Raw genomic sequence first — 26,048 nt, forward strand, 5'->3', positions numbered from 1 at the left:
ATTCAAAATATTACATGTCATAGATCGGAGTTACGGGTGGGTCTGACCAGGGTTTCCGGTCTGCTGTTCGGCGGTGACTACAACCCCGAGCAGTGGCCGGAGCACGTCTGGGACGAGGACGCCAGGCTGATGGCCGAGGCCGGGGTGAACATGGCGACCGTCGCGGTCTTCTCCTGGTCCCGCCTCGAACCGAGCCCCGGGGAGTACGACTTCGGCTGGCTGGACCGGATCCTCGACCTGCTCCACGAGCACGGTGTGGCCGCCGACCTGGCCACCGCCACCGCGACCCCGCCGCCCTGGCTGGTGCGCGAGCACCCCGAGGTGCTCCCGGTGGACGCGGGAGGCACGCGCCTGGACTTCGGCTCCCGCCAGAGCTACTGCCCCAGCTCGCCGGTCTTCCGCGAGGCCACGGTACGGCTGGCACGGGCGATGGCCGAGCGCTACGCCGACCACCCGGCGCTGGCCATGTGGCACATCGGCAACGAGTACGCCGACCACACCCTCGAATGCTTCTGCGAGGAGTCCGCCCGGCACTTCCGGCGCTGGCTCCAGGCGCGGTATGGATCGGTCCAGGGCCTGAACGCCGCCTGGGGCACCTCCTGCTGGGGCCAGCACTACACCGCGTTCGACCAGGTCAACCCGCCCCGTAAGGCTCCGGGACCGGTCAATCCGGCCCAGGTCCTCGACTGGCGGCGCTTCTGCTCCGACGCGCTGCTGGAGTGCTTCGAGCTGGAGAAGGCCGTGCTCCGCGAGGTCACCCCGGACATCCCGGTGACCACCAACTTCATGAGCATCCTGCACGGCCTGGACTACTGGAAATGGGCCGAGGCCGAGGACATCGTCAGCGACGACGCCTACCCCGACCCCGCCGACCCCGCCTCGCACGTGGCGGTCGCGCTCAGCTACGACCTGATGCGGTCGCTGAGACGGCAGCCGTGGATCCTGCTGGAGCAGGCGTCGAGCGCGGTGAGCTGGCGCGAGGTCAACGCGCCCAAGCCGCCGGGCATGATGCGCCTGCACAGCCTCCAGGCCCTGGCCCACGGGGCCGACGGCGCGATGTTCTTCCAGTGGCGGCAGGCCAAGTACGGTCCGGAGAAGTTCCACTCCGCGCTGCTGCCGCATGGCGGCACCGCCTCGCGCGGCTGGCAGGACACGCTGCGGCTGGGCGCCGACCTCGGACGCCTGGCCGAGATCGCCGGGTCGCAGACGCGCGCCGACGTGGCGCTGCTCCTCGACTGGGACAGCTGGTGGGGCCTGGAGGCCCCCGAGTCGATGCCCTCCAACCGGCTCAGGCTCAAGGAGCTCCTGCAGTCCTGGTACGGGCCGATGCACGCCCGCGGCATCGCGGTCGACCTCGTCCCGATGGGCCGCGACCTGTCCGGCTACCGCGTGGTGATCGCCCCCAACCTCTACATGTGCACCCCGGAGCAGGCCGAGTGGCTGGCCGCGTTCGGCGGCCACCTCGTCGTCGGCCCGTTCAGCGGCGTCGTCGACCCGGCCGACCAGATCCACGACGGCGGCGCCCCCGGCCCGCTGCGGGAGCTGCTCGGCCTGACGGTGGACGAGTTCTGGCCGCTCCCCGACGGACAGCTCCAGCGGGTGCGGTTCGGGACCGGGGACGGCGGGGCGCCGGCCGTACCGGCACGGACCTGGGCCGAGTGGCTGCGCGTCGAGGACGCCGAGGTGCTCGCCCGCTACGAGGGCGGCGACCTGGACGGCCAGGCGGCGATCACCAGGCGGGGGCGGGCGACCTACCTGAGCTGCCTGCTCGACGACGTCACCCCGGTCCTGTCGGAGGTCCTGGCGGCCGCGGGCGTCCAGCCGGTGGCCGAGGTGCCGCACGGCGTGGAGGCCACCCGCCGGGGCCGCTACCTCTTCCTGCTCAACCACTCGACGGCCCCCGCCCCGGTCGACCTGCGGGAGCCGGGGACCGACCTGCTCACCGGCCGCCACCTGAGCGGCCGGATCGACATCCCGCCCCGCGACGCCGTGGTGCTGCGCACCGGTGCCGAGCCAACCGAAGGAGAACGGTGACACACCCCTACATCCCGAACGCCGAACCAGGCGTGCGGGCCGAGATGCTCGCCGCCATCGGCGCCGCGAGCGTCGAGGACCTCTACGCGGTCATCCCGGCCGGCCTCCGCCTCGACCGGCCGCTGGACCTGCCCGAGCCGATGGCCTCCGAGCACGAGCTGGTCGCGCACATGCGCGGGCTGCTGGCGCGCAACACCGACACCACCGAGGTGCTCAGCTTCCTCGGCCACGGCTGCTACCCGCACCACGTCCCGGCCGTCTGCGACGAGGTCAACGGGCGCGGCGAGTTCCTCACCGCCTACGCGGGCGAGCCGTATGAGGACCACGGCCGCTTCCAGGCCATGTTCGAGTACGTCAGCATGATGGCCGAGCTGCTGGAGATGGACGTCGTCAACGTCCCGACCTACGACGGCTACCAGGCGGCCGGGACCGCCATCAGGATGGCGGTCCGCTACACCGGCCGCTCCAAGGTGCTGCTCAGCGGGGCCGTCAGCGCCGACAAGATGAGCAAGCTGCGCGACTTCCTCGACCACGACGTCGAGCTCGTCATCGCCCCGGTCGGGGCGGGCGGCGAGATCGGTGACGTGGAGATCGACGAGACCTTCGCCGCGATCTACCTGGAGACCCCGAACGTCTACGGCGTCGTGGAGACGCGGGGCCGCGAGCTCGCCGACCTCGCGCACGGCGTCGGCGCGCTCCTGGTCGTCTCGGCCGACCCGATCTCGCTGGGCGTGCTCGCCCCGCCCGCCGCCTACGGCGCGGACATCGCCTGCGGGGACATCCAGTCGCTCGGCATGCACCAGAGCTACGGCGGCGGCCACGCCGGATACATCGCCACCCGCGACGAGGAGCGCCTGGTCGCCGAGATCCCCTCGCGGCTGTTCGGCATCGCGCCCACCGCGGTGCCCGGCGAGTACGGCTTCGGCGACGTCTTCTACGACCGGACCTCCTTCGCCCACCGCGAGGAGGGCAAGGAATGGGTGGGCACCGCGGCCGCCCTGTGGGGCATCACCGCCGGGGTCTACCTCGCGCTGATGGGGCCCGAGGGCATGCGCGAGCTCGGCGAGACGGTCCTGGCTCGCACCCGCTACGCGATGGACCGCGTCGCGGACGCCGGAGCCCGGGTGCTCCACCCCGACGCCGTCCACTTCCGCGAGTTCGCGATCGAGGTGCCCTCCTCCGACGGGCTCCTGGCCGCGCTGCGCGAGCGCGGCATCTTCGGCGGCGTCCGGCTGGACGACCGCACGCTGCTGGTCTGCGTGACCGAGCGGCACTCCAAGGACGACATCGACCGGCTGGCGGCAGCCGTACAGGAGGAACTGGCGTGAGCGGGCACGCGGGAGAGTCGTTCGCGGAGCTGCCGGTGGCGCCCAAGCCGCCGCTGCGCCGCTTCCACCAGGCTCGCTGGGACGAGCCGATCATCTTCGAGCAGTCGCGTCCCGGCCGCCGGGGCATCGCCGTACCGGCCGCGGGGGTGCCCGCGGTGGAGCTGCCCGCCTCGGTACGGCGGGCCGAGCCGCCCAAGCTGCCCGAGATGTCGCAGCTGCACGTGCTGCGGCACTACGTCCGGCTGTCGCAGGAGAACCTGGGCGTCGACCAGGCCATCGCGGTCGGCCAGGGCACCTGCACCATGAAGTACAGCCCCAAGGTCAACGACCGCTTCGTCAACGACCCCAAGGTGGCCGAGCTCCACCCGCTCCAGCCCGACGACACCGTGCAGGGCGTCCTGGAGGTCTACTGGCGGCTGGAGAAGATCCTGGCCGAGATCTCCGGGATGCACCGAGTCTCGCTCCAGCCCGCCTCCGGGTCGGCGGCGATCTACGCCAACATCGCGATGATCCGCGCCTACCACGCCTCGCGCGGCGAGGGGCGGCAGCGGGACCAGGTCATCACCACGATGTTCTCCCACCCGTCCAACGCGGCCTGCGCCAAGACCGCCGGGTACGAGGTCATCACGTTGATGCCCGACGAGAACGGCTACCCCGACATCGAGGCCCTGCGCGCCGCCGTCGGCCCGCGCACCGCGGCCCTGATGATCACCAATCCCGAGGACACGGGCATCTTCAACCCGCGCATCGAGGAGTTCGTCTCCCTGGTGCACGGGGCCGGCGGCCTGGCCTGCTACGACCAGGCCAACGCCAACGGCATCCTGGGCATCACCCGCGCCGCCGACGCCGGGTTCGACCTGTGCCACTTCAACCTGCACAAGACCTTCTCCACCCCGCACGCGTGCGGCGGTCCGGCGGGCGGGGCGAGCGGCGTCTCCGAGCGGCTCGCGCCGTTCCTGCCCGGCCCGACCGTGGAGTTCGACGGGTCGAGGTATCACCTCGACGCCGACCGCCCGCAGTCGGTCGGCAAGATGCGCCCCTTCCTCGGCGTCACCCCGAACGTGGTCCGCGCCTACGCCTGGGTCATGGCGCTGGGAGCCGAGGGCCTGCGCGAGGTCGCCGAGACCGCGGTGCTCAACAACAACTACCTGATGCACAAGATCCTGAGCATCCCCGGCGCCTCGGCGCCCTGGGGCGAGAAGCGCCTGGAGCAGGTCCGCTACTCCTGGCAGGGGCTGTTCGAGGAGACGGGCGTGCACTCGGAGGAGATCGGCGTCCGCGCCGCGGACTTCGGCGTGCACTACTGGACCAGCCACCACCCCTACCTGGTCCCCGAGCCCTTCACCCTGGAGCCGACGGAGTCGTACTCCAAGGAGGACCTCGACGAGTACGCCGCGATCCTCGCCCACGTCGCCGACGAGGCCCGCCGCGACCCCGAGCACGTCAAGGGAGCCCCCTACAACCAGACGGTCCACAAGATCGATCAGACGTCACTGGACGACCCCAAGCAGTGGTCGCCCACCTGGCGCGCCTACACCCGTAAGCACCTGGCATGACCGCTGACCGGCCGATGTCCCCCGACGCGTCCCGGGCCCTCCCGGGACCGGCGGCCTCCGCCCCGTCTCCCGCCGCCCCGGCGGCGCCCGTGCCCACGGGCGGAGAGGTCCTCACGGTCGGGCTGATCGTCAACCCGGTCGCGGGGATCGGCGGACCGGCCGGTCTCAAGGGCAGCGACGGTGCCGACGTCCAGCGGGAGGCGCTGGCCCGGGGGTCCCGCCCCGGGGCCGGCGACCGCGCGGCGCAGGCCGTGCGGACCCTGCTGGCCCGGCGTCCCGGCACGCGGATCCGCACCGTCGCGGGGTCGATGGGCGAGGACAGCGCGCGGGCGGCCGGGGCGGTCCCGGAGCTGCTGCGGCTCGTCCCCGGCGACCCGTCGTCCTCGCGGGACACGGTGGCGGCCGTCGAGGCCATGAAGGACATCGACCTGCTGCTGTTCGCCGGAGGCGACGGCACCGCCAGGGACGTGCTCGACGGCTCGCCGTCCTGCCCGGTGCTCGGCGTCCCGGCGGGGGTGAAGGTCTACTCCGGCTGCTTCGCGCTCAGCCCCGCCACGGCGGGGGCGACGGCCGCCGAGTTCGACGGGCGGACGGCCGAGGCCGAGGTGGTTGACCTCGACGAGGAGACCTACCGGCGGGGCCGGGTCGGTCCCCGGCTCTACGGCACCCTGCGTGTGCCCGCCGCCAGGGCGCGGTTGTCGGGCCGCAAGGTCGGGTCGTCCTCGGCCGCCCCCGGGTCGGCCGAGAGCATCGCCCGGGAGGTCGTGGCCCGGATGCGGCCCGGCGTCCGCTACGTCCTCGGCCCCGGCGCCACCACCATGGCCGTCGGCCGCCGGCTCGGCCTGGCCACCACGCTGCTCGGCGTGGACGTGGTCCAGGACGGCGAGCTGGTCGCCGCCGACGTGACCGAGCGGGAGCTTCTCGACCTCGCCGGCGGGGGCGAGACCCACGCCGTCGTCTCGGTGATCGGGGGCCAGGGGTTCGTGCTCGGCCGGGGCAACCAGCAGATCAGCCCCGCCGTACTGAAAAAGATCATGGCCTCCGGAGGGCTGACCGTCCTGGCCACCCAGCAGAAGCTCGCCGGCCTCGGCGGGCGCCCGCTGCTGGCCGACACCGGAGACCCGGAGGCGGACGCCCTGGTCGGCGGCCACGTCTCCGTCATCACCGGATATCGCGAGAGCGCGATGTACCGGATCCGTTCCGCGACTGAGGAGTTCCCGGCATGACCACCCTGACTGACAAGGTCGCCATCGTCACCGGCGGTGCCTCCGGCATCGGCCGGGCCACCGCGCTGCTGTTCGCCCGCCAGGGCGCGGCCGTCGTGGTCGCCGACCTCGACGGCCCCGGTGCCGCGGAGGTGGCCGGGGAGATCGAGGCCGAGGGCGGCAGGGCCGTGCCGGTCACGGCGGACGTGGCCGCTGAGGAGGACTGCGCGCGCGCCGTGCGGACCGCGGTGGAGACCTTCGGCGGCCTGCACGTGCTGTTCAACAACGCCGGGATCATCCGCCGGACCACCGCCCTGGACATCACGGCCGACGAGTGGGACCGGGTCATGGCGGTCAACGTCCGCTCGGTCTTCCTCATGTGCAAGCACGCGATCCCCGCCATGAAGGACGGCGGCTCGATCGTGAACACCGGCTCCGGCTGGGGCCTCAAGGGCGGCGGCAACGCCATCTCCTACTGCGCCTCCAAGGCCGCCGTGGTCAACATGACCCGCGCCCTGGCCATCGACCACGCCAAGGCCGGCATCCGCGTCAACTCGGTCAACCCCGGCGACACCGACACCCCGATGCTCCGCGAGGAGGCCCGCCAGCTCTCGGAGGACTGGGCCGCCTTCGCCGCCGACGCCGCCGACCGCCCGATGGGCCGCGCGGGCAGTCCCGACGAGATCGCCCAGGCCGTCCTCTTCCTGGCGAGTGACGCCGCCAGCTACGTCACCGGCGCGGCCCTGGTCGTCGACGGTGGCGGACTCGCCTAACCCACCCCCCGAAAACCCCACCCCCAGGAGGCACACCGTGTCTTTCCCCATCTCCAAGAAAGCCCTGGCCGCAGCGGCCTTGGCCCTGACCGCCACTGTCACCGCCGCCTGCAGCGGGAGCGGCGGCGGCGCGGCCACCGGCGGCCCGGCCGCCGGCGGGAAGGTCACCATCCGGTGGTCGACCTGGGGCTCGGCCGAGGACGTCGCGCTCTACAAGGGCTTCAACGACGACTTCATGAAGCGCCACCCGAACATCGTGCTGAAGATGGAGACGGTCCCCAAGTACGAGGACTACCACCCCAAGCTCCTGACCCAGCTCACCTCCAAGACCGCGCCCGACGTCTTCTTCGTCGGTGACGACAACGTCGGAAAGTTCGTCGCCGCCGGGGTGCTCGCCCCGCTCAACGACAAGCTCGCCGGCGCGGACAGCAAGAGCAAGCCCGAGGACTTCTTCGACGGCGTCTACGGCGGGGCCAAGAAGGACGGCCAGATCTACGGCGTCCCGAACGACACCAACCCCGAGGTGCTCTGGTACGGCAAGAAGGCGCTCAAGGAGGCCGGGATCACCGAGGACCCGGCCGAGCTGAACGCGGCCGGCAAGTGGACCATGGCCAAATACCTCGAGATGAACGCCAAGCTCAAGGCGGCGGGCAAGGCCGGCTCGATCTTCTGGAACTGGTACGGCTCGACCTACAGCGTCATCAGCGGTTTCGGCGGCAAGGTCTGGGACGGCGGCAAGTTCGTCGCCACCACCGACCCCAAGTCGCGCGAGGCCCTGCAGACCCTGGCCAAGGGCTACGCCGACAAGACCTTCCTGTCGGCCGACGTGCTGCCCGCCAGCAACGGCGCCAACACCCAGTTCATCCGGAGCAAGGCCGGGTTCTTCGCCGGCGGCCGGTGGATGATCGACGTGGTCAAGAAGGGCGGCGACCTGCCCAACTACGACATCGTGCCGTTCCCGTCGGAGACCGGCCAGCCGATGTCCGGCGCGGTCGCGGCCTCCTACCTGGCGCTCAACAAGGACTCCAAGAACGCCAAGGAGGCCTTCACCTTCCTGACCGAGTTCGTCAGCAAGGAGGGCCAGCTCCTGCGCCTCAAGAACGGCGGCGCGGTCCCCTCGATCAAGGGAGCCGAGCAGGTCGTGCTGGAGGGCGGCTACCCCGCGCACGCCCAGACCTTCCTGGACGTCCGTGACACCGGCTTCGCCAACTACTCCGACGAGGTCGCGGTGCCCGGCCTCACCAAGGACATCAACGACCACCTGCTGAAGGTCTGGACCGGCAAGGTCGCCTTCGAGCAGGGGATGACCGAGCTCCAGTCCCTCGTCGACGGCAAGATCGGATAGCGGCTGTGGGCGCCGTCACCTCGGCGCGCCCTGCCGCGAAACCCCGGCCCGCGCGCGCGACGACGCGCGTGCGGAGCCGGGACGGCTGGTGGGCCGCGCTCTTCCTCGCCCCGCAGGTCCTCGGCCTGCTCGCCTTCCTGGTCCTCCCGCTCGGGTTCGCGATCGCGCTCGCGTTCATGAAGTGGGACGGGCTCGGCGAGATGTCCTGGGTCGGCTTCGACAACTTCGCCGCCCAGCTCTCCGACCCCGACTTCGGCACGGCCGTCTGGAACACCGTCAAGCTCGCCGTCCTGACCGTCCCGGTGGGCCTGGCGCTCGCGCTGCTCGTCGCGATCGCGCTGAACAACGTCAGGGGCAAGACCTTCTACCGGGTCGTCTACTTCCTGCCGGTGGTCACCAGCTCGGTCGCGGTGGCCGTGATGTGGCAGGTCATCCTGGCCAGCGGCGACTACGGCGTGCTCAACAGCACCGTCCACGACTGGTTCGGGATCACCTTGCCCAACTGGCTGGACGACCCGGGCTGGGTCATCGTGGCCATCGCGGTCGTGACCGTCTGGTCCTCGCTCGGCCTCAACGTCGTGATCTTCCTGGCCGGGCTGCAGACCATCCCGCCGTCGCTGACGGAGGCCGCCCGCATCGACGGTGCCGGCCCGGTCCGGATCTTCCGGTCGGTGACGCTGCCGATGATCTCCCCGACCATCTTCTTCTCCACCGTGGTCGCGGTGATCAGCTCCTTCCAGGCGTTCGACCAGATCTACGTGCTGGTCAACCCCGACCACAACGACGGCGCCCGCACGATCGTCTACCAGGTCTACGACCTGGGCTTCAAGGACTTCGAGTTCGGCATGAGCAGCGCCGCCGCGCTGATCCTGCTGGCGCTGACGCTGCTCGTCACCCTCGTCCAGTTCGGAGTGCAGAAGCGCTTCGTCCACTACGACTCCTAAGGGGAGGCGTCGATGGCTGTGATCCCCGGACCCTCCCGCGTCCCCGTCCCTCGCCGGCTGGGCCAGGTCGCCCTGCACGCCGCGCTCGCCGCCGGCGGGCTGGTGATGCTGTTCCCGTTCGTCTGGATGCTGCTGACGTCGTTCAAGGGCGCGCACCAGATGATCAATTCGCCGCTCGACTGGCTGCCCGCCCCCTGGCGGGCGCAGAACTATCCCGACGCGTTCGGCGCGCTGCCCTTCGCCCAGGCCTACTGGAACAGCTTCTACATCGCGGTCGTCAACGTGGTCCTCACCCTGGTCACCTCCGCGATGGCCGCCTACGCCTTCGCCAGGATCCGCTTCCGCGGCTCCGGCCTGCTGTTCGGCCTGTTCCTGGCGACCCAGATGGTGCCGCAGCAGGTGATCATCGTCCCGCTCTACCTGATGCTGTCGAAGCTGGGCTGGATCGACTCCCACCTGGCGCTGATCGTGCCCGGCTTCGTCAATCCCTTCGCGGTCTTCCTGCTGCGGCAGTTCATCCGGGCGGTCCCGATCGAGCTGGAGGAGGCCGCCCGCCTCGACGGTGCCGGCCGCTGGACGATCTTCTGGCGGGTCGTGCTGCCCAACGTCAGGCCCGGCATGGGCGCGCTCGGCATCATCGTCTTCCTGGCGAGCTGGAACAGCTTCTTCTTCCCGCTGATCTTCCTGAACTCGCCTGAGCTGGCCACCGTGCCGCTGCTGGTCAGCCAGTTCGCCGGGCAGCACGGCGCCACCGACTACAACCTCATCCTCGCCGCCTCGGCCATCTCGGTCATCCCGATGATGATCGCCTTCCTGATCGGCCAGCGGCGCATCCTCAACAGCATGGCCATGTCCGGCCTGGGAGGACGCTGACAATGCTCGACCTTCGCGAGCGGCCCTTCACCGAGCGCGGCTCCCGGCTGCTGGTGATGGCCGCCGATGACGGCTCGCTCTGGATCGCCCGCGCCGAGTACGAGACACGGCTGTCGGAGACGACCGTGCTCACCGGTCTGCGGGTGTTCTCCGGCGGTGCGGAGCTGCCCGTACGGCAGGCGCGCGCCGACCGCATCTCCTTCGAGGGAGGCGTGGACCTGGTCTTCGCCGACGCCGAGACGCTGGTGCTGACCGGTTCGGGGGCCCGCGCGGTCTGGGACGGCGGCGCGGTGGAGATCGACGGAGCCCGCGTGCTGGTGGGGGAGGCGCGCCCGTACGACGGCGCCGCCCTGCTGGAGAGCGCCGCGCGTCGCTGGCGGGAGTGGTCCGGCCGGATGCCGGCCGTGCCGGAGGGGCTGCGGGAGCGGGCCGAGCAGGCGTGGTGGACGCTCGGCGTGAACCTGCTGCCCATCGGCTCCGCGGGCGGCCGGGAGGGCGTTGTCCCATCCAAGTACGGATATGTCGGCATCTGGAACTGGGACTCCTACTTCCACGCCGTCGCCCTGCGCCACGCCGATCCCGAGCTGGCCCGTGACCAGATCCGCATCCTGCTCGACCACCAGCGTCCCGACGGCCTCATCCCCGACGTGGTCCACGACCTGGGCGTGCTCGCCGAGACCACCGACCTGCCCCGCTCCGACCACATCCGCCTGGCCCAGCACGTCGGCCAGGCGGGCGGGGAGGGCTCCGACGGGGCCGGAGATCCCGCTCGGCCGGCCGACGGAGCCGAGCCGGCCGACGGGGCACGGGGGGAGGAGCCGGAGCGTCCGGAAGGGGCCGCCGAGCCGATCGGCGGCGTCGTCCCGGTCACCAAGCCCCCGCTGACGGCCTGGGCCGTCTGGAAGATCCACGAGGTGGCCCCGGACCTGGACTTCCTCGCCGAGGTCTACGGGCCGATCGCCCGCTCGCACGAGTGGTGGCTGACCGTCTCCGACCCCGACGGCGACGGGCTGGCCGAATATCTCCATCCCTACTCGTCAGGTCTGGACGACAGCCCGATCTGGGACCACGGTCCCCGGGCCGAACCCCCGGACCTCAACTCCTACCTGGCCCTGCAGGCCGACCGGCTGGGCGACATCGCCGAGGCGCTGGGCCGTACCGGGGAGGCGCGGCTCTGGCGGGAGCGGGCGGCCGAGCACGTCGAGCTGCTGGTGGCCAGGCGCTGGAACGGCAGCCGCTTCGTGACCCTGTCGAAGGCGGCCCGCCGTACGGCGGCGCCGTCAGCGGAGGTCGCCGCGGAGGCGGGGACCCCGGAGAGGTCCGGCGGACAGGTCCGCGCGCCGGGGAACGCCGCCGGTGACGCCGGGGCGGCGGGGGCACGGGCGGGCGAGGTGGAGGTGGCCACCCGGACCCCGCTGGAGCTGATGCCGCTGTTCACCGGCCGCCTCCCCGAGGAGATCGCCGGGCGGCTGGTGGCCGACCTGCTCTCCCCGGCTTTCTGGGCCGAGCGCCCGGTGCCCACGGTCGCCTTCGACGACCCGGCCTTCGACCCCGACGCCATGTGGCGCGGCCCGGTCTGGCTCAACGTCAACTACCTGTTGATCGAGGGTCTGCGCCGCTCGGGCCACGCCGAGGTCGCCGACGAGCTGACCAGGCGGACCCTGGAGATGGTGAACGCCGGTGGCGGCCTGTACGAATACTGGAACCCGCTCACCGGCGCCCGCGCGGCCCGCGCGACCAGCGGCTTCGGCTGGTCCTCCGCCCTCTTCCTCGACCTGGCCGCCGCTCAGGCGTGACCGGCCGCGTATGACAATTCGAGTTACATTGGCGGCATGACGACGGTCACGGTGCGTCTCGATGACAAGACGCGCAGAGAGCTCGAGCAGGTTGCCGAGGAGATGGGCGAGTCGATCTCGGAGGTCGTCCGCAAGGCCATCCACCTCGCGTGGTTCACCACCATGCAGGAGCGGATGCGGAAGGAGTCGGCCGAGATCGCCAGCGATCCCGCCGAGCGGGAAGAGGCCGAGCGGATCAGGGAGTGGGCCCGCTACCTTGCTTCGTAAGGGGTCCATCTTCCATGTGACTCTTCCCCCTCGCTCTCAGGACCACACCCAGCAGGGACGGCGATACGCGGTCGTGGTGACCGCCACGAGTTTCATCGGGTCGGTCGTGACGGTGGCGCCCACGTCCACCTCCGCCCGGGCGAGCTTGACTCGCCCGGGCGGAGGTCGACGGCCGCAAATGCCGGATCCTGCTTGAGCAGATGCTGGCGGTGGACATCGCCAAGCTCACGCAGTGGGTGGGAATTCTGGAGGACGACGAGCTGGACGCGCTGGACGACGCGTTGAGGCTCTATCACGGACTCCTGTGATCTCCGCCCGTGTCTCTTCCTCGACCTGGCCGCCGCTCAGGCGTGAGCGGCGGGGATGGTGCCCAGGCGGCCGGCCTGGTAGTCCTCGAAGGCCTTGACCAGCTCCTCCTGGGTGTTCATCACGAACGGGCCGTAGTGCGCGACCGGCTCGCCGATCGGGCGGCCGCCCAGCACGATGACCTCCAGGTTGGGGCTGCGGCTCTCCTGGGTCGCCGACGCCGAGACGGTGATGGTCTCACCGTCGGTGCCGAGGCCCGGCAGGGTGCCGAAGCCGTCGAAGACCGCCAGCTGGCCCGACTCGATGGGCTGCCGGTCGGCGCCGACCGAGCCCCGTCCGGACAGGACGTAGGCGAGGGCGTTGAAGTCCTTGCGCCAGGGCAGCGTGAGGCGGGAGCCGGGGCTGAGGGAGGCGTGCAGCAGGGTGATCGGCGTCCTGGTGCTGCCGGGGCCGGTGAAGCCGCCGACCTCGCCGGCGATCAGGCGGACCAGCGCCCCGCCGTCGTGGCTGCTGAGCAGGACGACGTTGGACCTGCCGATGTCCTGATAGTTGGGCGCGACCATCTTCTGGCTGCCCGGCAGGTTGACCCAGAGCTGGATGCCGTGGAACAGGCCGCCCTTGGCGACCAGCCACTCCGGGGGAGCCTCCTTGTGCAGGATGCCCCCGCCGGCGGTCATCCACTGCGTGTCGCCGTCGGAGATCGTGCCGCCGCCGCCATGGGAGTCGGCGTGGTCCATCACGCCGTCGATCATGTAGGTGACGGTCTCGAAGCCCCGGTGCGGGTGCCAGGGAGTGCCCTTGGGCTCGCCCGGCGCGTACTCCACCTCGCCCATCTGGTCCATCATGATGAACGGGTCGAGATACTGGGGCTTGATCGTCGCCAGCGCCTTGCGCACCGGGAAGCCCTCGCCCTCGAATCCGCTGGGCGCGGTGGTCACGGCCAGCACCTCGCGCTCGCGCACGGCGTCGAGCGGCTGGGTCAGCCGGGGCAGGGTCAACGGGTTCTCTACGGTCACGGCGGGCATGTCGGGCTCCTTCCTGCGAGATTCGCTGGTATCAACTCAGTTGATTCTTCAACTATTCCGCAGGGGACGAGGCCGTGGCGCGGAGCGCGCCACGGCCTCGGAGCCGGCCGGGTCAGGCCCCGGCGGTCACCGGATCATCGGGTCCTGAACAGGGCGAACGCGCCCCGGCTCAGCGAGATGAGCTCCGGTGCGGCGGTGCTCTCGTCGATCACCGTCCGGGGGTCGCTGGTCAGCGTGGTGACGACGTAGGACTTCCCGGACTTCCCGGCGGGACGGGCGAGGTAGCCCAGGTCCAGCACGCCGAGCTCGGAGCCGCCCTTGAACCAGGTCGCCGACCACTTCTTGGGGTCGAGACCGAGGCTGCCGTCGTTGGCCGACAGCGTCTCGTGCAGCCGCTTGGAGTTCAGCGCGGTCAGGCCGGCGTAGGCGCGGCAGACGTCGCGCGGGGAGCCGAACCACTCCAGCGTGTCGATCTCACGGGGCTTGGTCCAGTACTTGATGTCCGACAGCGACTGCTTGGCGACCGTTCCCTCCAGGTAGGCGAGCTTCTTCGCGGGGCTGAGCGCGAGGTAGGACCTGGCCTGCTCCGGATAGTTCACCCCCTTGAGCAGGAACAGCTCCCGGGTGGTGAGGAAGGGGATGTTCAGCTTGGCGTGACCGGACCACTGCCGCACCTTGGCCTCGACGGCCTTGCGCCCGACGGTGTGGATGAGGATGTCGGTGGCGGTGTTGTCGCTGATCGAGATCATCAGTTTCGCGGCCTCGTGGACCGTGGTGGTGCTGTTGTCGGGACGCTCGAACAGGCCTCCCTGGCTCGGGCTCTTCCACTCGGGCTTGATGGTGAGCTTGCCGTCCCAGCTCAGCTTGCCGTCGCGGATCTTCTCGGCCACCGCGCCCAGCACGTAGAACTTGAACATCGAGCCCAGCGGCCGGGGCCGGTCCGGCGCCACGGAGTGGACGATCTTGCATCGGCCCCGGGAGTCGATCTCGGCGGCGAGGAAGCCGACCTCGGGGGCGACCTTGCGCAGCCGGGCGTCGAGCTCGGTCCAGCTCCCGGGGACCGGGGGGACGGGCACGTTCTGGGGGGCGACCCGCAGGGAGCCGATCTTCCCGTCGCCGTCCACGGCCAGCGTGAGGACGAACTTCTGCCCGGCGACGGTCACCGGTCCGACCAGGAGGTCGGGCTTGACGGTGGTCAGCTTCTCCAGCGTGAGCCCCTTGAGCTGCGCGGTGAAGGCGTTGAAGTCGGCGGGTGGGACCGTCTTGAGGAACTCCGCGCTGAGGTGGTCGCGCAGCTCGCTCTCGGCGATGGGCGCCCTGGGCACGGCGTCGAGGAACCAGCTCAGCTGCCGGCCGGCCGGGCTGTCGGGGATCACCGGAGCCGCGGCGACCGCCGGCGCGGCGGGGACGGCCGCCGCGGCCTGCCCGCCGGCCGCGAGCACCGCCAGTGGTGCGGCCGCGGTGGCGAGGGCGAGGGCGAGGATGCGTGCCTGTCTGAACGGAAGTCGCACGGAAAGCTCCTTGTCGGACCGGGGACGTCACCACCTCTCCGGTGGCCTTGATCCCAAACTAGGCAGGGCCGCGCGGCCGCGACACCCGGCCACCCTCCGTCCCACGGGGTGCGGCAAACTGCAACGGATGTGCGGACAACCCCATAGACGGAGACTTCTGCGGCAGGTCACGCTCCCTTTCATGACTGCCGCGACCTCCTCCCGTGTGCTCGCCGCGGCGGCGGCCGCGGTGGCCGCGGCCGCGATCGTCGCGGGCGGGCTGCTGGAGACCGGGCTGCCCGCGCCGTTCAGCCAGTGGCTGTTCATCGTGGTGTGCCTGACCCTGCCCGCGATCGGCTGGCTCGTCGCGGACCGGCGCCCCGACAACGTCTACGGCTGGCTGCTGCTGGCCGCCGCGGACTGTCTGGGCCTCGGCGCGTTCGGCACCAGCCTCCTGATGCGGGAGGACATCGGCCAGGGCCCGCTGGCCGGCGTCGCCGCCGTGCTCGCCTCGCTGTTCACCGTTTTCTACGGGCTGTCCTGGGTCTTCATCCCCATCATGTTCCCCGACGGGCGCCTGCCCTCGCGCCGCTGGCGGCCCGTCGCCTGGATCGCCGCGGCGGCCGTCACCGCGCACTGGCTGAGCATCCTCCTGTCTCCTGACGAGGTCTACGCCATCTTCCCGGGCGGCAACCCGCTCGGGCTCAGCGGGCCGGCCGGGCTGGTCGTCGCCGCCGTGGGCGGCCTGGGACAGGTCGTGACCTTCCTGGTGGGGCTGGCCGTACTGACCTCCCTGATCGTCCGCTGGCGGCGGAGCGCCTCCACCGAGCGCCGCCGGCTCCGCTGGATGGTCGCCGGGACCGTGGGCACCCTGGGCGGGTTCGTGCTGATGACTCCCTTCTTCTTCGGGGCGGGGGAACTCAGCCCGGCCGTCTGGGTGGGCGTCTTCAGCGCCATGGCCGCGATGCCCGCCGTGATCGCGGCGGCGGTCTTCCGGCACAACCTCCTCGACGTCAGGGTGGGGATCAGGGGCTCCCGGCTCTTCCTGGTCTTCGACCTGCGGCCCACGGTGGACGAGCTGCTGACCGAGCTCGGCCCGGCGCTGGAGGAGGCGGAGCCGGTGGAGCAGCTCGGCAGGCTGGCCGGGGCCGTGCAGGCCGGGCTGGAGGTCCGGTGGGCCGCCGTCGAGCTCGCCGACGGCACGCGGGTGGTGGCGGGGGAGGAGGACGGCGAGGCCGTGCTCACCGTGCCGGCCGGGCTGGGGCGCATCGCGTGCGGCCCCAGGACGGTGGGACGCTTCACCACTGAGGACCGGCGCCTCCTGCGGGCGCTGGCGGTGCCGATCGGGCTGGCGATCCAGAGCGCGGGGCTGGCGGCCCGGCTGGTCAACGCCGAGGAGGCCGAGCGGCGGCGGATCGAGCGCAACATCCACGACGGGGTCCAGCAGCAGCTCGTGGCGCTGATCGCGGGGCTGGAGCTGGCCCGGGCGACGGGCGGCGGTCCCGACAGCCTGGCGCTCCTGCGCGAGCAGGCCCGGCAGACCCTCACCGACCTGCGGGAGCTCGCGGCGGGCATCCACCCGTCCGTGCTCAGCCAGGGCGGCCTGGTGGAGGCGGTCGAGGAGCGCTGCTCGCGCCTGCCGGTGGCGACGACGGTGGCCGCCGACGCGGCGCTGCGGGCACGGCGCTTCCCCGACGAGATTGAGGGCGCGGTCTACTTCGCGGTGAGCGAGGCGATCGCCAACGCGCTCAAGCACGCCGCGGCCTCCCGGATCGAGGTACGGCTGACGCAGGCCGGCGGGCGGCTTCAGGCGGTCGTCTCGGACGACGGGAAGGGCTTCGACCCGGCGCTGACCGGCCGCGGGGGGCTGGGCCCGCTGGCCGACCGGATGGCCGCGCTCGGCGGGGGACTGGAGCTGACCGCCAGGCCGGGAGAGGGCACGCGCCTGCGCGCCTGGGTGCCGGCGCCCGGCTGACGGCCGTGCGGTCCGCCCGCGCTCAGCCGAACACCGCCGGCGGCGGGACGGGCACGACGACGGGGTCGCCGTCATTGAGCGGGGGTGCTCCGGCGATGAACCTGGTCAGGTCGTCCCCGTAGACGCACCGGGCCTGGGTGAGGCCCCCGGCGGCCCGGCGGGACAGGGCGGTGAGGGGCAGGCCGGTGCGGGAGGCGGCGACGATGAGGTTGCCGAAGCGGCGCCCCCGCATGACGCCGGGGTCGGCGAGCAGGGCCATGTGGGGGAAGACGCGGCCCACGGTGGCGAGCACCCGGCGCGCGAAGGCCAGGCCCTTGCCGTCGGCGATGTTGACCAGCAGGGTCCCGGCGGGGCGCAGGACGCGGGCGACGTCGCCCATGTATTCGGAGGTGGCCAGGTCGAGCGGCATCGTGGCGCCGCTGAAGGCGTCCAGCACGACCAGGTCGGCCGAGCCGTCCTGGAGCCCGGCGGTCGCCGTACGGCCGTCAAGGATCTTCACCTTGAGCCGCGGCACCGACTTCAGCCTGAGCTGGTCCCTGACGAGCTGCACGAGGCCGCCGTCCGGCTCGGCGACGGTCTGCCGCGACCCCGGGCGGGTCGCCGCCACGTAACGGGGCAGGGTGCAGGCGCAGCCCCCCACGTGCACGGCGTCGAGCGGGCCCTCGTCGAGGAGGTCGATCACGGTGGCCATCAGCCGGACGTATTCGAAGTCGAGGTAGGTCGGATCCTCCAGGTCCACGTAGGACTGGGGCACGCCGTCCTTGGAGATCACCCAACCGGAGGGCCGGTCGAGATCCCCCAGGAGCTCCACCTCGCCGAAGGTCACCGGATAACGGCCCGGCATCGGCCCTCGCGGTTCCCGCCTGACCATCACCTTTGATCCTCTTTCCTCTGATATACAACAACCCGGGGGACACCCTTGGGAGAAACCGTATGCGTAGTCGAGCGGTCCTCACACTCATCATCGTCGTTCTCACCGTCATCGCCGCCGGCGTCTACGTGCTGGTCCGCCCGAGGGAGGCGGAGGGCCGCAAGGTGGCCGGTCCTGAGGAGACGGCGCTGGCCTACCTGACGGCCTGGGAGAACAGCGACATCGGCGCGATGGGCCGCCTGGTCGCCGACCGGCCCGTCGACTTCGCCGAGCGGCACCGCGCCTTCGCCCGGGATCTGGAGATCGAGACGCTGGACCTGACGCCGGGCACGTTGCGGCGGCAGGGGGACCGGTCGGCCGAGCTGCCCTTCCAGGGAGTCAGGGAGATCAAGGACCTCGGGGCCTGGCCGTTCTCCTCGACACTGCGGCTGGCCCTGCGGGAGGGGCGGTGGAGGGTGCTCTGGGCGCCGGAGACGCTCCACCCGGCGCTGAAGGACGGCGGGCGGATCCGGCTCAGGGAGACCCCGGCGCCCGCGGCCGAGCTGGTCACCCGCTCCGGCGCGCGCTTCCCGCGCGACAGCGGGGCCGAGAGCTACCTCGACATGCTCGGGGCCGACCTGGACGAGACCGACAGCGGCTACGTCCTGGAGGCGGTCCAGGCGGACGGGACGGCACAGGAGCTGACGGCGTTCGCGCCGCCGTCCGTCGAAAAGGTCCGCACCACCTTCTCCCGGCCGGTCCAGGCCGCGGCGGCCCGGGCGCTGGACGGCGTGGACCGGCCCGCGGCGATCGTCGCCGTCCGGACCGACACCGGCGAGGTGCTCGCGGTCGCCGACCGGCTGGGCCGGGAGCTGGGCGGCCAGGCCGCCATCCGCGGCCGCTACCCGCCGGGCTCGACCTTCAAAGTGGTCACCGCCGCCGCGCTGCTCGCCGGCGGCCTCACCCCGGACTCGCCGGTGACGTGCCCGGCGACCTACACGCCCCCGAACGGCCAGGAGGTCACCAACGCGGGAGGATCCGGCATCCCCGGGGCCCTCACGCTGAGCGGCGCCTTCGCGGCCTCCTGCAACACGACCTTTGTCGAGCAGTCGATCCGCCTGCTGTCCGACGGCGGCCTGGTGCGGGCCGCCGAGCTGTTCGGGTTCAACAAGGACCTCAAGGGCCCCGGGGTCTGCGGCGAGATCAGACCGCACACGGACCTCGACGGGCTCCGCTCCGACGCCATCGGCCAGAACTCCGTGGTGGCCAGCCCGCTCTGCATGGCCCTGGCCGCCGCCGCCGTGCGGGACGGCGCCTGGCACCAGCCGGTCATGGCGAGGCTGCCGGCGCGGACCGGCGAGGCGGTCCCGCTGCCGCCGGGCGTGGCCGCGGGCCTGCGCACGATGATGCGGGAGGTCGTGACGGCCGGCACCGCCTCGGCCGTCCCCTTCCCGGCCGGTACGGCGGGCAAGACGGGGACCGCCGAGGTGGGAGGGGGCGGACGGGAGCACGCCTGGTTCATCGGCTACCACGGCAAGACCGCCTTCGCCGTCCTGGTGAAGAACGGCGGGAGCGGCGCGGAGGCGGCCGCGCCCATCGCGGCGCGCTTCCTGCGGGCGCTCTGAGGCTGCCCGGCGGGGCTGTCCGCGCGTCGGGGGAGCCGGTTCTGTAGGACAGATCACAACCTACGGTGAAGTAAGTTACGCTACCGTAGGTTTATGACCACGACTGCTCCCGAGAGGCTCACGCTCCCAGAGTCGATCAAGCCACGCCTCCGCGGCTGGCTGCACGCCGGAGCCCTGCCCGTCGCGCTCATCGCCGGATTCGTCCTGGTGGCGCTGGGCCCCACGCTGCAGGCGCGGCTCGCCGCCGCGATCTACGCGATCACCTCGGGCCTGCTCTTCGGCATCTCGGCCACCTACCACCGGGGCGCGCTCTCCCCGCGCCTCGGGGAGGTGCTGCGGCGCCTGGACCACGCCAACATCTACCTCATCATCGCCGGGACCTACACGCCGTTCGCGATGCTCGCCCTGGACGGCCCCGCCAGGGCGGCGGTCCTCGGCGTGATCTGGACCGGCGCGGTCGCCGGGGTGCTGTTCCGGGTGCTGTGGACCGGCGCCCCCCGCTGGCTGTCCACCGCGCTCTACATCGGCCTCGGCTGGACGGCCGTCTTCGTGCTGCCCCAGCTGGTGGCGGGCGCGGGGGTGGCCGCGGTGGTCCTGGTCTTCGTGGGCGGGCTGCTCTACACGGCGGGAGGGGTCGTGTACGGCCTGCGCCGCCCCGACCCCTCCCCCCGCTGGTTCGGCTTCCACGAGGTCTTCCACGCCCTCACCGTCGCCGCCTACCTGGTCCAGTACGTGGCGGTGTCACTGGTGGTCTACGCGGCGGTGTGACGCGCCGGGCGCCCTGGCCCGGCGGGCCGGGTCACTGCGGCGGGCAGAGCGGGACGAGCCCGAGACGGCGCACCGCGAGCTCCGCGTAGAGCGCGGCGCCGTCGGGCAGTACGGCGTCGTCGAAGCGCGCCTCGGGGGAGTGGTTGTAGGCGGCCTTGCCCGCGTCGGTGTCCGAGGGGCACGCGCCGAGCGCCACGAACGCCGAAGGAATCCGGTCGGCGACGAAGGAGAAGTCCTCCGATCCGGTGAACGGCTGGGGGGCCTCGACGAAGCGCTGCTCGCCGTACACCTCGCGGATGGTCGCGCCGACGAAGTCGGCCTCGGCGCCGTTGTTGACCGTGACCGGGTAGCTCACCTGGTAGTCGGCCTCCACCTCCAGCCCGTAGGCGGCGGCGATCCCCTTGACCAGGGTCACCACCCGCTCCTGGATCCGCTCGTGTGAGGTCCTGGAGAACGACCGGATCGTCGCCTCGAACCGGGCCTCGTCCGGGATCACGTTGTCGGTGGTGCCGGCGTGGAAGCTGCCGACGGTGACGACCACCGGGTCGAACACGTCGAACCCCCGCGTCACCATGGTCTGCAGCGCGGTGACCATCTCGCACGCGACGGGGATCGGGTCCTTGGCCCGGTGCGGCGCCGAGCCGTGGCCGCCCGCGCCGCGCACGGTCACGACGAACTTGTCGGCGGCGGCCATCATGGGGCCGCCCTTGGTGATGAACACCCCCTGGGGGAGCGCCGCGCTGATGACGTGCAGGGCGTAGGCGGCGACCGGGCGCTCGCCGGCCGCGTCCAGCACGCCCTCGTCGATCATGATCTTCGCGCCGCCCTGCCCCTCCTCGCCCGGCTGGAACATGAAGATCACATTCCCGGCGAGCTGGTCCCGCCGGGCCGACAGCAGGTGGGCCGCCCCGGCCAGCATGGTGGTGTGCAGGTCGTGGCCGCACGCGTGCATCCGGCCGTCCACCTGCGAGGTCACCTCCGCGCCGCTGCGCTCGGAGACCGGCAGGGCGTCCATGTCGCCCCGGAGCAGCACGGTCGGGCCCGGCCGGGCGCCGCGCAGCACGGCCGTGACCGAGCTGAGCCGCTCGCCGAGCCGTACCTCCAGGGGCAGGCCCGACAGGGCGGCCAGCACCTTCTCCTGGGTCCGGGGCAGGTCGAGGCCGATCTCGGGCTGCCGGTGCAGGGCGTGGCGGAGACGGACCAGCTCATCTCGCATGTCGGCGGCGGACTCGCGAAGGGACACGGCACTCCTCCTGGCGATTGCGTGATCTGAACGCACGATATCCCCGATTTGACCGTTTTGAGGTCTCGGGTTGGCGATCTTCTGGAAAGGAATGGATCACACGAGGAGGGCACATGGAAGAGCTGGCTCGCACCTGGTGGGTGCATCTGGTCCGGGGCCTGTGCGCGATCCTGTTCGGTCTGCTGGCGATCGTCTGGCCGGGGATCACAATCTACGCCCTGGTCATCGTCTTCGGCGCGTATGCCTTGGTCAACGGCGTGTTCGCGCTGTTCAGCTCCGGGCGCGGCGGCTCCCGGATATGGATGATCGTCTATGGCGTCGTCAGCATCCTGGCCGGCGTCCTGGCCTTCGCCCGGCCGGGGATGACCGCGCTGGCGCTGCTGTACGTCATCGCGGGCTGGGCGATCGTCACCGGTCTCCTCGAGATCGTGGCGGCGATCCGGCTGCGCAAGGCCATGGAGGGGGAGTGGATGTTCATTGTCAGCGGCGTGGTGTCGGTGCTGTTCGGCATCCTGCTGTGCGTCTGGCCGGGCTCGGGCGCGCTGGCCGTCGTCTGGCTCATCGGCACCATGGCCATCGTGTACGGCATCGCCCTGATCGCGCTGGCCTTCAGGGTCAAGTCGCTCGGCGCGCACCGGGCGGGCCCGTCGGGGAACCCGCGTGTCGTGTAGTCACCGTCAGGGAAGCCGCATGTCACGTAGTCACTGGAGAATCTTCACAAAAATCGGCCCATGTGCGTAATGTCTCCATATAGATGCCCTGTTGGCGGGGAATCATCTGTCCGACTCACTGTGGAGGGGACATGGACGTGCACGGCCGTCTCGCTCGTCATCTACTCGTCGACGGCTACCGGCTGGTGCTGGACCTCGAACGGAGCCGGGGATCCCGGCTCGTCGACGCCCGCACCGGCCGGAGCTACCTGGACTTCTACACCTTCTTCGCCTCGGCGCCGCTGGGTGTGAACCCGTTCGACGACGACCCGGACTTCCTCGCCCTGCTCGGCCGGATCGCCGCGAACAAGCCCGCCAACTCCGACCTCTACACCAGCCACCTCGCCGACTTCATCGAGACCTTCAACCGGGTCCTCGGCGACCCCGAACTGCCGCACCTGTTCTTCGTGGAGGGCGGCGCGCTGGCCGTCGAGAACGCCCTGAAGTGCGCCTTCGACTGGAAGAGCCGGCGCAACGAGGCAGCCGGCCGCCCCCCGGAACTCGGCACCAAGGTGCTCCACCTCACCCGCGCCTTCCACGGCCGCAGCGGCTACACCCTCTCACTGACCAACACCGACCCGGTCAAGACCGACCGCTTCCCGACGTTCGGCTGGCCCCGCATCGAGGTGCCCGCCGTCCACTTCGGCGGCGTCGAGGCGGCCGAGGAGCGGGCGCTGGCCCAGGCGCGGGCGGCATTCGAGCGGCACCCGCACGACATCGCCTGCTTCATCGCCGAGCCCATCCAGGGCGAGGGCGGCGACAACCACATGCGGGCCGAGTTCCTGCGGGCCATGGAGGAGCTCTGCCACGACAACGACGCGCTGTTCGTCATGGACGAGGTGCAGACCGGCGCCGGGATCACCGGCACCCCCTGGGCCCACCAGCAGCTCGGCCTCCGTCCCGACATCGTGGCCTTCGCCAAGAAGATCCAGGTCGGCGGGGTCATGGCGGGCCGCCGGGTCGACCTGGTGCCGGACAACGTGTTCCAGGTCAGCGGCCGGATCAACTCCACCTGGGGCGGCGGCCTGGTCGACATGGTCCGCTCCCGCCGGATACTGGAGATCGTCGAACGCGACGACCTGATCGCGCGGGCCGGAGAGCTCGGCCACGGCCTCCTCACCTCGCTGCTGAAGCTCCAGGCCCGCTTCCCGGAGGTGGTGGAGAACGCCCGGGGCCGTGGCCTCATGTGCGCCTTCGACCTGCTGGATCCGGCCGAGCGTGACCGCCTGGTGACCCGGCTCAGGCGTGAGGAGGGCGTGCTCGTCCTGCCCTGCGGCGAGCGGTCGGTACGGCTCCGGCCCGCCCTGTCGGTCACCCCCGAGGAACTGGCGGAGGGGGCGGCCGCCATCGGCCGGGCCCTGGAGGCCTCACAGGACCTGCAGCTGTCGGCCTAGACGGGCAGGCCCCGCCTCCGGCCGGTGGCCGTAGGCGCACCCGTGATCCCGTCATGGATGACCAGGGACTCCGTAGGGAGATCATCATCGACCCGGACACGTACGCGGACCTCGGCGGTGGACCGGATCCCGCTCGGGGTCCGCCCCGCTCACCGGCGCGGGGGATCCTCGCGGGCGGCCCGTCCCAGCCAGAGGCCGATCGCGGTCACCCGGGAGTCCGCGCCGAGCTTGGCGTAGATCCGGTTCACGTGGTTCTTCACGGTCTTCTCGCTGAGGAACAGGTGCTGGGCGATCTGCCCGTTGGAGCGTCCTGTGGCGATCAGCTCCATGACTTCGGTCTCGCGCCTGCTCAAGCCCGTCTCGACTCTGGGCTCTGCGTCGAACGGGGCGTCGTCGACTCTCATACGGCCTCCGTGGCAGCAACACGGTCAGGTCGCCGAACCCCCGGTCTTACGGCGTAGCGATAGCAGCGAGCATAACCCGCAATATCCATCTTTGGTGGGTAAGTCGAAAGTGAGAAAAACAGAACGGCCGGTCCTGTAGGACCGGCCGTTCCTCTGGGGTGAGCGAGGGGACTTGAACCCCCGGCATCCAGGACCACAACCTGGCGCTCTGCCAACTGAGCTACGCCCACCATGTCCGCCGCAGCAGCACATGGAAAGTGTAGCGGTTTTCAGGAGTCTTTTCGCACTCCGTTCCGCACGTGCTCAGGTGACGGGGCTGGAGACGCCCTCGGCCAGCTTGCGGGCGGTGAGGGAGTCGGGGCCGGGCTGGGCCACGAAGACCGCCGCGCGGTAGTAGCGCAGCTCGCGGATGCTCTCGGTGATGTCGGCCAGAGCCCGGTGACCGCCCTGCTTCTCGGGGGCGGCGAAGTAGACCCGTGGGTACCACCGGCGGGCGAGCTCCTTCACCGACGACACGTCGATCATGCGGTAGTGCAGGAACATGTCCACGGCGGGCATGTCGCGCGCGATGAAGGAGCGGTCGGTGGAGATGGAGTTGCCGCACAGCGGCGCCTTCTTCGGATCCGGGATGTGGCTCTTGATGTAGTCGAGCACCATGGCCTCGGCCTCGGCCAGCGTGACGCCGCCGCCCAGCACGTCGAGCAGCCCGGAGGCGGTGTGCATCTCCCGGACCACCTCCGACATCTGCTCCAGCGCCTCGGGCGGAGGCTTGATGACCACGTCGACGCCCTCGTCCAGCTGATTCAGCTCACCGTCGGTGACCACGCAGGCCACCTCGACAAGCGCGTCACGGCCGAGGTCGAGCCCGGTCATCTCACAGTCGATCCAGACCAGCAGGTCACTCATAGCCTTCAGGGTAGTACTCCCTTCAGGAGAGCTTGAGCGAGTCGACGACTCGGTTGGCCAGTGAAACGTCCAGATTGTCGGGCGCGGACACGTACACCAGCCCCGGACGCGCGCCCGCCCCCCGGTCCACGATCACGAAGGCCCCCCGTTCCTTCTTCCACTTCCAGCCGTTGGCCTCCGACTCCTTGGAGAAGTCCAGGTCGAACATGAGCAGCCAGGCGTCCTTGCCGTCGATCTTGAGGGCCTTGTTCTGCACGATCTTGCGCTGGTGGCTGGGGCTGTAGAAGGTCTCCTCGGTCGCGTGCAGCAGGGTCGCGGCGGTCGCCTGCATGCTCTGGACCCCGTCGTAGCCGAACTTGTCGGGAAGCTCGCCGGCGAAGATGTTGCCGAGCCAGTTGTTGCCCTGGCCGTCGTAGTTCTCCTGGGAGGTGGCCACGGCCGCGCTGGACCACGTGAACCCGAGCGGGCCGCCGCCGACGCTGTCGGGCACCTCCCACGGTGAGCCGGGGAACTCGTAGGACAGGCCGGTCACCGGGTCCTTGAGGCGTCCGTCCTGTGGCTGGGGCAGCTCGGTGGCGCGGTCCGGGTCCTCCTGCGACGGCGAAGGCGACGGCTCGGGTGTCGGCTCGGAGGTCGGCTCCTGCGACGTCACCGTCGGGGCCGGGCTGGGCTCGCTCGCGACCGGCCTGCGCCCGGGGCTCACCAGGAACATGGCGGCGACCACGATCCCGATGAGCACGATCACCGCTCCGCCGCTGCCCAGGATCCACGGCCAGGGGCTGCTCTTGCGCGGCGACGTGCCGGCCGGGAGGCCGTACTCCCCGGCGGGCAGCCGCATCGTGGTCCCGGCGTCCCAGCGCGGCTGCCCGGCCTCGGGCGCCCCCGGCCCCTGCGGCTGGGCGGAGGGCTGATTCCACGGCCCCTGCGGCTGCTGCTGCGCGGGAGGTTGGTTCCACGGCCCCTGCGGCTGCTGCTGCGCGGGGGGCTGGTTCCACGGCCCCGTGGACCCCGGTGGCGGTCCCGCCGGCTGAGGCGACGGCCCGCTCTGCGGTGCCTGGTGCGCGGCCTGCCCGGCGGCGTCCGTCGGGTGGGTGGCGTCAGTCCACTGGTTGCCGTCCCACCATCGCAACTGTGGTGAACCGTAGGGGTCGGGATACCAGCCGGAGGGGGTCTGCGTGGTCATGGCCGCCAGAGTAGTAAGAACCGGTTTGTCGCGCATTGCTGACCTTGA

At 71.4% G+C, this 26,048-nt stretch carries 23 protein-coding genes and 1 tRNA gene; 16 read left to right on the forward strand and 8 right to left on the reverse strand.

The features are described 5' to 3' along the window. Nucleotides 1-36 precede the first annotated feature (36 nt). From J2S55_RS25240 to J2S55_RS48355, 11 genes are all read left to right on the forward strand, one after another. On the forward strand, nt 37-2,034 hold the full coding sequence (locus tag J2S55_RS25240) for a beta-galactosidase (protein ID WP_306865643.1): 1,998 nt from the start codon (nt 37-39) through the stop codon (nt 2,032-2,034). Continuing rightward, nucleotides 2,031-3,362, forward strand: coding sequence for an aminomethyl-transferring glycine dehydrogenase subunit GcvPA (gcvPA, locus tag J2S55_RS25245; RefSeq protein WP_306865645.1), 1,332 nt, complete (start codon nt 2,031-2,033; stop codon nt 3,360-3,362). The genes J2S55_RS25240 and gcvPA overlap by 4 nt, the downstream gene beginning before the upstream one ends. Further along, nucleotides 3,359-4,918, forward strand: coding sequence for an aminomethyl-transferring glycine dehydrogenase subunit GcvPB (gene gcvPB, locus J2S55_RS25250; protein WP_306865647.1), 1,560 nt, complete (start codon nt 3,359-3,361; stop codon nt 4,916-4,918). Before gcvPA ends, gcvPB begins: the two co-directional genes overlap by 4 nt. Next, nucleotides 4,915-6,144, forward strand: coding sequence for an ATP-NAD kinase family protein (locus J2S55_RS25255; protein WP_306865649.1), 1,230 nt, complete (start codon nt 4,915-4,917; stop codon nt 6,142-6,144). Before gcvPB ends, J2S55_RS25255 begins: the two co-directional genes overlap by 4 nt. After that, nucleotides 6,141-6,896 (forward strand): SDR family NAD(P)-dependent oxidoreductase, encoded by a 756-nt coding sequence (locus tag J2S55_RS25260; RefSeq protein WP_306865650.1) that lies wholly within the window; start codon nt 6,141-6,143, stop codon nt 6,894-6,896. Before J2S55_RS25255 ends, J2S55_RS25260 begins: the two co-directional genes overlap by 4 nt. A 37-nt stretch (nt 6,897-6,933) precedes the next feature. Continuing rightward, the gene (locus tag J2S55_RS25265) at nt 6,934-8,241 is read left to right on the forward strand and encodes an ABC transporter substrate-binding protein (protein WP_306865652.1); all 1,308 of its coding nucleotides are present in this window, start codon (nt 6,934-6,936) and stop codon (nt 8,239-8,241) included. A gap of 68 nt (nt 8,242-8,309) precedes the next feature. After that, nucleotides 8,310-9,185: a carbohydrate ABC transporter permease gene (locus tag J2S55_RS25270; protein WP_306865654.1), complete on the forward strand. Its 876-nt coding sequence runs from the start codon at nt 8,310-8,312 to the stop codon at nt 9,183-9,185. A 12-nt stretch (nt 9,186-9,197) separates the two neighbouring features. Then, the gene (locus tag J2S55_RS25275) at nt 9,198-10,058 is read left to right on the forward strand and encodes a carbohydrate ABC transporter permease (protein WP_306865656.1); all 861 of its coding nucleotides are present in this window, start codon (nt 9,198-9,200) and stop codon (nt 10,056-10,058) included. A 2-nt stretch (nt 10,059-10,060) separates the two neighbouring features. After that, nucleotides 10,061-11,854 (forward strand): amylo-alpha-1,6-glucosidase, encoded by a 1,794-nt coding sequence (locus J2S55_RS25280; RefSeq protein ID WP_306865659.1) that lies wholly within the window; start codon nt 10,061-10,063, stop codon nt 11,852-11,854. Nucleotides 11,855-11,890: 36 nt separating this feature from the next. Continuing rightward, nucleotides 11,891-12,121 (forward strand): ribbon-helix-helix protein, CopG family, encoded by a 231-nt coding sequence (locus J2S55_RS25285; protein ID WP_306865661.1) that lies wholly within the window; start codon nt 11,891-11,893, stop codon nt 12,119-12,121. After that, nucleotides 12,111-12,317 (forward strand): type II toxin-antitoxin system PemK/MazF family toxin, encoded by a 207-nt coding sequence (locus J2S55_RS48355; protein ID WP_370879698.1) that lies wholly within the window; start codon nt 12,111-12,113, stop codon nt 12,315-12,317. The genes J2S55_RS25285 and J2S55_RS48355 overlap by 11 nt, the downstream gene beginning before the upstream one ends. A 148-nt stretch (nt 12,318-12,465) precedes the next feature. Here the strand turns inward: J2S55_RS48355 and J2S55_RS25290 are convergent, their stop codons facing one another. Together J2S55_RS25290 and J2S55_RS25295 are read right to left on the reverse strand one after the other, a co-directional pair. After that, a complete protein-coding gene (locus tag J2S55_RS25290) occupies nt 12,466-13,452 on the reverse strand; it encodes a pirin family protein (protein WP_306865663.1) in 987 nt (328 codons plus the stop codon). 134 nt (nt 13,453-13,586) lie between these two features. Then, the gene (locus tag J2S55_RS25295; RefSeq protein WP_306865665.1) at nt 13,587-14,963 is read right to left on the reverse strand and encodes a serine hydrolase; all 1,377 of its coding nucleotides are present in this window, start codon (nt 14,961-14,963) and stop codon (nt 13,587-13,589) included. Between the two features lie 181 nt (nt 14,964-15,144). Between J2S55_RS25295 and J2S55_RS25300 the strand changes: the two genes are divergently transcribed. Further along, the gene (locus J2S55_RS25300; RefSeq protein WP_306865667.1) at nt 15,145-16,917 is read left to right on the forward strand and encodes a sensor histidine kinase; all 1,773 of its coding nucleotides are present in this window, start codon (nt 15,145-15,147) and stop codon (nt 16,915-16,917) included. A 22-nt stretch (nt 16,918-16,939) separates the two neighbouring features. Here J2S55_RS25300 and J2S55_RS25305 read toward each other — a convergent pair whose 3' ends face one another. Further along, nucleotides 16,940-17,761 carry a spermidine synthase gene (locus J2S55_RS25305; RefSeq protein ID WP_306875567.1) on the reverse strand — a complete coding sequence of 274 codons (822 nt, stop codon included), beginning with the start codon at nt 17,759-17,761 and terminating at the stop codon, nt 16,940-16,942. An 89-nt stretch (nt 17,762-17,850) separates the two neighbouring features. Between J2S55_RS25305 and J2S55_RS25310 the strand changes: the two genes are divergently transcribed. Both J2S55_RS25310 and trhA read left to right on the forward strand, forming a co-directional pair. Beyond that, the gene (locus J2S55_RS25310) at nt 17,851-19,392 is read left to right on the forward strand and encodes a penicillin-binding transpeptidase domain-containing protein (RefSeq protein ID WP_306865669.1); all 1,542 of its coding nucleotides are present in this window, start codon (nt 17,851-17,853) and stop codon (nt 19,390-19,392) included. A 93-nt stretch (nt 19,393-19,485) separates the two neighbouring features. Beyond that, entirely contained in the window at nt 19,486-20,160 is a 675-nt protein-coding gene (gene trhA, locus J2S55_RS25315; protein ID WP_306865671.1) for a PAQR family membrane homeostasis protein TrhA, read from the forward strand. Nucleotides 20,161-20,191: 31 nt separating this feature from the next. Here the strand turns inward: trhA and J2S55_RS25320 are convergent, their stop codons facing one another. Beyond that, a complete protein-coding gene (locus tag J2S55_RS25320; protein ID WP_306865673.1) occupies nt 20,192-21,403 on the reverse strand; it encodes a M20 metallopeptidase family protein in 1,212 nt (403 codons plus the stop codon). Nucleotides 21,404-21,516: 113 nt separating this feature from the next. Between J2S55_RS25320 and J2S55_RS25325 the strand changes: the two genes are divergently transcribed. Together J2S55_RS25325 and lat are read left to right on the forward strand one after the other, a co-directional pair. Beyond that, complete coding sequence (locus tag J2S55_RS25325; protein ID WP_306865675.1) at nt 21,517-22,074, forward strand: HdeD family acid-resistance protein; 558 nt, start codon at nt 21,517-21,519, stop codon at nt 22,072-22,074. 131 nt (nt 22,075-22,205) lie between these two features. Next, the gene (lat, locus tag J2S55_RS25330; RefSeq protein WP_306865677.1) at nt 22,206-23,507 is read left to right on the forward strand and encodes an L-lysine 6-transaminase; all 1,302 of its coding nucleotides are present in this window, start codon (nt 22,206-22,208) and stop codon (nt 23,505-23,507) included. A gap of 149 nt (nt 23,508-23,656) precedes the next feature. Here the strand turns inward: lat and J2S55_RS25335 are convergent, their stop codons facing one another. The 4 genes from J2S55_RS25335 to J2S55_RS25350 form a co-directional block, all read right to left on the reverse strand. Then, complete coding sequence (locus J2S55_RS25335) at nt 23,657-23,911, reverse strand: helix-turn-helix domain-containing protein (RefSeq protein ID WP_306865679.1); 255 nt, start codon at nt 23,909-23,911, stop codon at nt 23,657-23,659. A gap of 154 nt (nt 23,912-24,065) precedes the next feature. Beyond that, nucleotides 24,066-24,141 (reverse strand) — tRNA-His (locus J2S55_RS25340). 73 nt (nt 24,142-24,214) lie between these two features. Continuing rightward, complete coding sequence (gene orn / locus J2S55_RS25345; RefSeq protein WP_306865680.1) at nt 24,215-24,817, reverse strand: oligoribonuclease; 603 nt, start codon at nt 24,815-24,817, stop codon at nt 24,215-24,217. Between the two features lie 22 nt (nt 24,818-24,839). Continuing rightward, a complete protein-coding gene (locus J2S55_RS25350) occupies nt 24,840-26,000 on the reverse strand; it encodes a DUF2510 domain-containing protein (protein WP_306865682.1) in 1,161 nt (386 codons plus the stop codon). Between the last annotated feature and the right edge of the window lie 48 nt (nt 26,001-26,048).

The organism is Streptosporangium brasiliense (assembly GCF_030811595.1).
GTDB classification, from domain to species: domain Bacteria; phylum Actinomycetota; class Actinomycetes; order Streptosporangiales; family Streptosporangiaceae; genus Streptosporangium; species Streptosporangium brasiliense.

What these genes read in the sequence shown, in the direction of transcription:
- J2S55_RS25255 (WP_306865649.1), top strand. Translation starts at nt 4,915, where the DNA reads ATGACCGCTGACCGGCCGATGTCCCCCGACGCGTCCCGGGCCCTCCCG.
- J2S55_RS25260 (WP_306865650.1), top strand. Translation starts at nt 6,141, where the DNA reads ATGACCACCCTGACTGACAAGGTCGCCATCGTCACCGGCGGTGCCTCC.
- J2S55_RS25275 (WP_306865656.1), top strand. Translation starts at nt 9,198, where the DNA reads ATGGCTGTGATCCCCGGACCCTCCCGCGTCCCCGTCCCTCGCCGGCTG.
- J2S55_RS25280 (WP_306865659.1), top strand. Translation starts at nt 10,061, where the DNA reads ATGCTCGACCTTCGCGAGCGGCCCTTCACCGAGCGCGGCTCCCGGCTG.
- J2S55_RS25285 (WP_306865661.1), top strand. Translation starts at nt 11,891, where the DNA reads ATGACGACGGTCACGGTGCGTCTCGATGACAAGACGCGCAGAGAGCTC.
- J2S55_RS25290 (WP_306865663.1), bottom strand. Translation starts at nt 13,452, where the DNA reads ATGCCCGCCGTGACCGTAGAGAACCCGTTGACCCTGCCCCGGCTGACC.
- J2S55_RS25300 (WP_306865667.1), top strand. Translation starts at nt 15,145, where the DNA reads ATGACTGCCGCGACCTCCTCCCGTGTGCTCGCCGCGGCGGCGGCCGCG.
- J2S55_RS25305 (WP_306875567.1), bottom strand. Translation starts at nt 17,761, where the DNA reads ATGCCGGGCCGTTATCCGGTGACCTTCGGCGAGGTGGAGCTCCTGGGG.
- J2S55_RS25310 (WP_306865669.1), top strand. Translation starts at nt 17,851, where the DNA reads ATGCGTAGTCGAGCGGTCCTCACACTCATCATCGTCGTTCTCACCGTC.
- trhA (WP_306865671.1), top strand. Translation starts at nt 19,486, where the DNA reads ATGACCACGACTGCTCCCGAGAGGCTCACGCTCCCAGAGTCGATCAAG.
- J2S55_RS25325 (WP_306865675.1), top strand. Translation starts at nt 21,517, where the DNA reads ATGGAAGAGCTGGCTCGCACCTGGTGGGTGCATCTGGTCCGGGGCCTG.
- lat (WP_306865677.1), top strand. Translation starts at nt 22,206, where the DNA reads ATGGACGTGCACGGCCGTCTCGCTCGTCATCTACTCGTCGACGGCTAC.
- J2S55_RS25335 (WP_306865679.1), bottom strand. Translation starts at nt 23,911, where the DNA reads ATGAGAGTCGACGACGCCCCGTTCGACGCAGAGCCCAGAGTCGAGACG.
- orn (WP_306865680.1), bottom strand. Translation starts at nt 24,817, where the DNA reads ATGAGTGACCTGCTGGTCTGGATCGACTGTGAGATGACCGGGCTCGAC.
- J2S55_RS25350 (WP_306865682.1), bottom strand. Translation starts at nt 26,000, where the DNA reads ATGACCACGCAGACCCCCTCCGGCTGGTATCCCGACCCCTACGGTTCA.